This is a genomic window from Pseudomonas mangiferae (genome assembly GCF_007109405.1).
In the GTDB taxonomy this organism is placed as follows: domain Bacteria; phylum Pseudomonadota; class Gammaproteobacteria; order Pseudomonadales; family Pseudomonadaceae; genus Pseudomonas_T; species Pseudomonas_T mangiferae.
On sequence record NZ_VJOY01000036.1, the window covers coordinates 1 to 4397 of the forward strand.

General features: G+C 67.1%; 6 protein-coding genes. 3 read left to right on the top strand and 3 right to left on the bottom strand.

The window, feature by feature from the left end; all coding sequences use genetic code 11:
- Positions 1-136 precede the first annotated feature (136 nt).
- Positions 137-754 (top strand): TPM domain-containing protein, encoded by a 618-nt coding sequence (locus FM069_RS21390; RefSeq protein ID WP_143490434.1) that lies wholly within the window; start codon positions 137-139, stop codon positions 752-754.
- A gap of 21 nt (positions 755-775) precedes the next feature.
- On the opposite strand, the gene FM069_RS21395 is transcribed toward FM069_RS21390, so the two are convergent.
- The 3 genes from FM069_RS21395 to FM069_RS21405 are packed head-to-tail and all read right to left on the bottom strand — an operon-like array spanning position 776 to position 2002.
- The gene (locus FM069_RS21395; protein ID WP_143490435.1) at positions 776-1174 is read right to left on the bottom strand and encodes a GFA family protein; all 399 of its coding nucleotides are present in this window, start codon (positions 1172-1174) and stop codon (positions 776-778) included.
- 48 nt (positions 1175-1222) lie between these two features.
- Positions 1223-1582 carry a VOC family protein gene (locus tag FM069_RS21400; protein ID WP_143490436.1) on the bottom strand — a complete coding sequence of 120 codons (360 nt, stop codon included), beginning with the start codon at positions 1580-1582 and terminating at the stop codon, positions 1223-1225.
- 15 nt (positions 1583-1597) lie between these two features.
- Positions 1598-2002, bottom strand: coding sequence for a GFA family protein (locus FM069_RS21405; RefSeq protein ID WP_143490437.1), 405 nt, complete (start codon positions 2000-2002; stop codon positions 1598-1600).
- A 341-nt stretch (positions 2003-2343) separates the two neighbouring features.
- On the opposite strand from FM069_RS21405, the gene FM069_RS21410 reads away from it, so the two are divergent.
- Positions 2344-3747, top strand: coding sequence for a S28 family serine protease (locus FM069_RS21410; protein WP_218570327.1), 1404 nt, complete (start codon positions 2344-2346; stop codon positions 3745-3747).
- Positions 3748-4081: 334 nt separating this feature from the next.
- The coding region (locus FM069_RS21415; protein WP_267904222.1) for a contractile injection system protein, VgrG/Pvc8 family at positions 4082-4397 on the top strand (316 nt) is incomplete at its 3' end.

The following is a 4397-nucleotide window of genomic DNA, read 5'->3' on the forward strand; positions in this document are numbered from 1 at the left end:
GCATCGCCGCCATCCCGGCGGGCGCCATCGCGTTCGTGCTGATAGGCGGCATCGTCGGCGGCGTGATGACCCCCACCGAGGCCGCGGGGGTGGCGGCAGCTTCGGCGGCGGCGGTGCCTCGGGAGGTTGGTGATCGATGACCCTATTGAGCGAGCGCGACCAGCAGCAAGTGGCGGATGCCATCGCCCGGATCGAACAGGAAACGGATGCCGAACTGGTGACGGTGCTGGCGACCCGCGCGGACGACTACACCTACGTCTCGTTGGTATGGGCCGGGCTGATCGCCCTGCTGGTACCAGGGTTGATCAACTATTACCCGCTGTGGCTGGACGCTCACCAGTTGCTGCTGGCCCAGTGGCTGACGTTCATCGGTGTCGGGCTACTGTTCCGCATTCCCGCGGTCACCAGCCGCCTGGTGCCACGGTCGGTGCGCCACTGGCGGGCTGGCAACCTGGCCCGGCGCCAGTTCCTCGAGCGGGAGCTGCACCGTACCGAAGGCGGAACCGGCGTGCTGATCTTCGTCGCCGAGGCGGAACGCTACGTGGAAATCCTGGTGGACCACGGCATTTCCAGCCGCCTGGGAGACGAGACCTGGGCGGCCATCGTCCAGGCATTCACCGAGGCGGTGAAGCGGGGCGAGACCCTGCAGGGGTTCCTGACCTGCATCGACGCCTGTGGCCAGCACCTGCGTACCCACGTACCCCTCACCCATACCCGCAATGAGTTGCCGGACCGCTTGGTGATCCTGCCCTGACCGTCCGATCCGCCGGCGAGCTCAGTCGTCGACGCTGCGCCTGAGATGGCGGGGCAGGTCATCCTTTACCTCAAACCAACCGATCTGGCTTCGCGTCCAGATATGGAACCCAGGTGGCACCGCTTCCGGCTGGTCCAGGGAGGCCAGGGTGAAGTCGATCTCCGGGTGATCGGGCGCAACCATTGCCAGTTGAGTCCCGCAGCTGCCGCAGAACAGGCGCTCGCTTTGTTCCGACGAGCGCCAGCGGCTGGGCTCGCCCTGGAGCAGCTCGAACGCCTCGCGGGGCACGCTGGCGAAGGCCTGCACCGGCGCGCCGGCGCTGCGGCGGCACGTCGTGCAATGGCAATAGCTCGCATCGGTCGGGTCGGCCGTGAGGCGATAACGGATCGCGCCGCAGGCGCAGCCACCTTCCAGTGCCATGGTGTATACCTCCTCGGGTAGAAGCCGGCGCCGGACGCGCCGGCGGTGTCAGGCCTGGTCCTGGTGGGCCAGGATGTTCAGCAGGCGGCCGAAGGGGTCGCGCACGAAAAAACGCCGGACGCCCCAGGGCTCCTCGGCGGGGCCATAGGCGAATGGCAACCCGGCCGCCCGGACTCGGGCGATGGCGGTGTCCAGGTCGTCCACCTCGATGGACAAGTCCGGTACCGGCGCCCCGTTGCCGCCCTCGCGGGCAAAGGCCACTTGGGCCACCGCGGTCTCCAGGGAGGCGTAGGTGCGCAGCCAGCCGTGGTCCATGGCCAGGTCCAGGCCCAGCAGCCCGCGGTAGAAGGCGTCTGCCTGGGCCGGGTCAGGCGTGGCGATGTTGGCGACGATACGCTTGACGATCATGCTTCGCTCCCGTGTTCAGTCGGTATCGCTGCCGGGCAGCGACGGCACCCGGTCAAGCCAGCCCACCGCGGAGCGGCGCCAGATCTGCGCCTTCGGCTCCAGCGCCGCCCGCTGCGCGATGCTGCCCCAGCGGATGCCCCATTCGCCGTCTTCGCTTTCCTCGCCGCTGGTGAACAGCGGCGAACCGCATTCCGGGCAAAAATGCTGCAGGCGTTTCTTGCCATTGTCGCCGTGCTTTTCGTAGACCTTCGGCGGGTTGGCCGTCAGGGTGATGGCCTGGCGCGGAGCGCTCACGGTGATGCGGAACGCGCAGCCGGTGAGGGCCTGGCAGTCTGTGCAGTGGCAGACGCCGACCCGCTGGGGGTCGATTTCCGCCTGGTAGGCGACGTGGCCGCAATGGCACTGGCCTTCGATGTGCATGGGCGATTCCTCGGCGTGGAAATGGGCGTCGGGCCAGTCACGGCCGGCCCATCTGGAAAGTCGACCGTGACCGCCGACCTGGAGTTGCGGCGTGTCGACTGACGGGAGGGGCGGCGGCTCGCCACGTGCCGTGCGAGGCGGGCGGGCGAAATCCGCGGCACCGTCTATGCTGCTCTCGCGCGGCAGTGGGCCCGGCCCCGCGCTCTCGATTCCAGGCAGGAACGACCGGCTATCCGCCGGTTGTGCGCAGGATGTGCAGCAGTTGCGTTTTTCCGCATCGTGGGGCGGCCATGAGCCGCTTCCCGCCTGGGAAAGGTACTTCCCTCAAAAGGTCAAAGGACATGTACAACAAGATCCGTCATTCGTTATTGGGTGCGTTGCTTCTTTCGCTGTTCCTGGGCATGACCGCCCAGGCCGGCCAGGAGGCCGCCGCCACCCGTTCCCAGGACATCCTGGCGTTCCTCCAGTCCATTCCCGGCATGGAGGCCCAGGAGCTGGACAGCCCGCCCAGCGGCTACCGTTATTTTCTGTTGCGCTACGAGCAGCCCGTCGACCACGACAACCCGGCCCGTGGCACCTTCAAGCAGCGCATGGTGCTGCTGCACCGCTCCCAGAGCGCGCCCATGGTGCTGTCCACCAACGGCTACGACATTCCGGTCACGCCTTCGCGCTACGCCATCACCCGGGTGCTGGACGCCAGCCAGCTGAAGGTGGAACACCGCTACTTCGCCGAGTCCCGCCCTGACCCGCTGGACTGGAAGTACCTGAACATCCGCCAGGCCGCCGCCGACCATCACCGCATCGTCCAGGCCATTCGCCCGTTCTACAGCGGCAAGTGGGTGTCCACCGGCGCCAGCAAGGGCGGCATGACCGCCATGTACCATCGCCGCTACTACCCCAACGACGTCGACGGCACCCTGGCCAACGTGGCGCCCCAGAGCTTCGCCCGGCTGGACCTGCGCTACGCGGTGTTCCAGGAGCACGTGGGCAGCGCCGCCTGCCGCAACGACCTCAAGCAGTACCAGCGCGAAGTGCTCAAGCGCCGCGAGTCCATGAAGGGCTACATCCAGGCCTACGGCAACGACAACGGCCTGGCCTTCAACCTGCCGGGCGGCCTCGACCAGGCCCTGGACCACACCGTGGGCGAGCTGTATTTCCAGTTCTTCCAGTACGGTGATCTGAAGAACTGCGCCAGTATCCCGGCCACTTCCGCCACCGACCAGGCGCTGTTCGATTTCCTGCTGGCCTGGGGGCCGCTGTCCGCCATGAGCGACAGCGAGCGTGACCGTTACGAGCCGTACTACTACCAGGCGATCACCCAGTTCGGTTACCCGGCCCTGCTCACCCGGCACCTGGCGGACCTGCTCAAGTACGACCCCAACGATTACCGCATCTATGTCAGCCAGTGGCCGCGTCAGCCGTTCGACCCGTCGCTGATGTGGGACGTGGCCGGCTTCGTCGCGCTGCAGAGCCGCAACGTGATGATGATCTACGGCGACATCGACCCCTGGACCGCGGCGGCGTTCTTCCTGCCCACCTCCAGCGCCCGCGGCACCCGGCTGTTCATGGTGCCCGGTGGTAACCATGGCTCGGACCTGCCGTCGCTGTCCGCGGCGGACCGCAAGGCGGCCTACGCCATGCTGGAGCGCTGGACCGGCGTGAAGCCGAGCGATCCGCCGCTGATGCTCAAGCGCGAGGCCTCCGACGAGGTTTCCGAGGAATTCCAGCAGCGTCGTCCGCTGTAGCGGTTTCTCCCGGCGCGGCGATTCCCGCCGCGCCTTCCATCGGCGCGGGCACGCCAGGCCTCGCGCTGTTGCGCTTCGATGCTAGGATGCCAGGCGCCCGGGTTACTGGCCGGGCGCCACTTCGCCCTCTCGGCGATGCCTTTTTTGTGCATCGCGGACAGTTCGGCAGGTGAGACCTGCGTAGCAGAACCGACAAGCGCGCCTTGCTCGTTGCGGGGCCGATGTGGAAGCTGTGCGTTTCGAATGATGCTGGTCTGCAATCACGCGCCTTAATGCGTCGCAGTATGTCGGCCGAAGGATCGCGGTAGACCGATGAGCTAGGAGGCCCCCCTTCGTGAATCGCGTCCTCAACGTCACCACCGCCCTGGGCCCGACCGTGCTGCGCTTCGCGGCACTGAGCGGGCGGGAAGCGCTTTCACGGCTGTTCGACTTCATGGTGACCCTGAAGAGCGAGCAGAAGGACCTGGACCCGGAATCGATGCTGGGCACGCCGGTGACGGTGGAAATCGAACTGCAGGGTGGCGGCACGCGCCACCTCAACGGCCAGTGCATCCACTTCAGCCAGGTGGGCAAGCAGGGCCGGTACTACCTCTACGAGGCCCAGGTCAAACCCTGGCTGTGGTACGCCACGCGGCGCTCGGACTACCAGA

Excerpts from the sequence above, each read along its gene's own strand:
- FM069_RS21390 (WP_143490434.1), top strand. The coding sequence starts at position 137 with ATGACCCTATTGAGCGAGCGCGACCAGCAGCAAGTGGCGGATGCCATC.
- FM069_RS21395 (WP_143490435.1), bottom strand. The coding sequence starts at position 1,174 with ATGGCACTGGAAGGTGGCTGCGCCTGCGGCGCGATCCGTTATCGCCTC.
- FM069_RS21405 (WP_143490437.1), bottom strand. The coding sequence starts at position 2,002 with ATGCACATCGAAGGCCAGTGCCATTGCGGCCACGTCGCCTACCAGGCG.
- FM069_RS21400 (WP_143490436.1), bottom strand. The coding sequence starts at position 1,582 with ATGATCGTCAAGCGTATCGTCGCCAACATCGCCACGCCTGACCCGGCC.
- FM069_RS21410 (WP_218570327.1), top strand. The coding sequence starts at position 2,344 with ATGTACAACAAGATCCGTCATTCGTTATTGGGTGCGTTGCTTCTTTCG.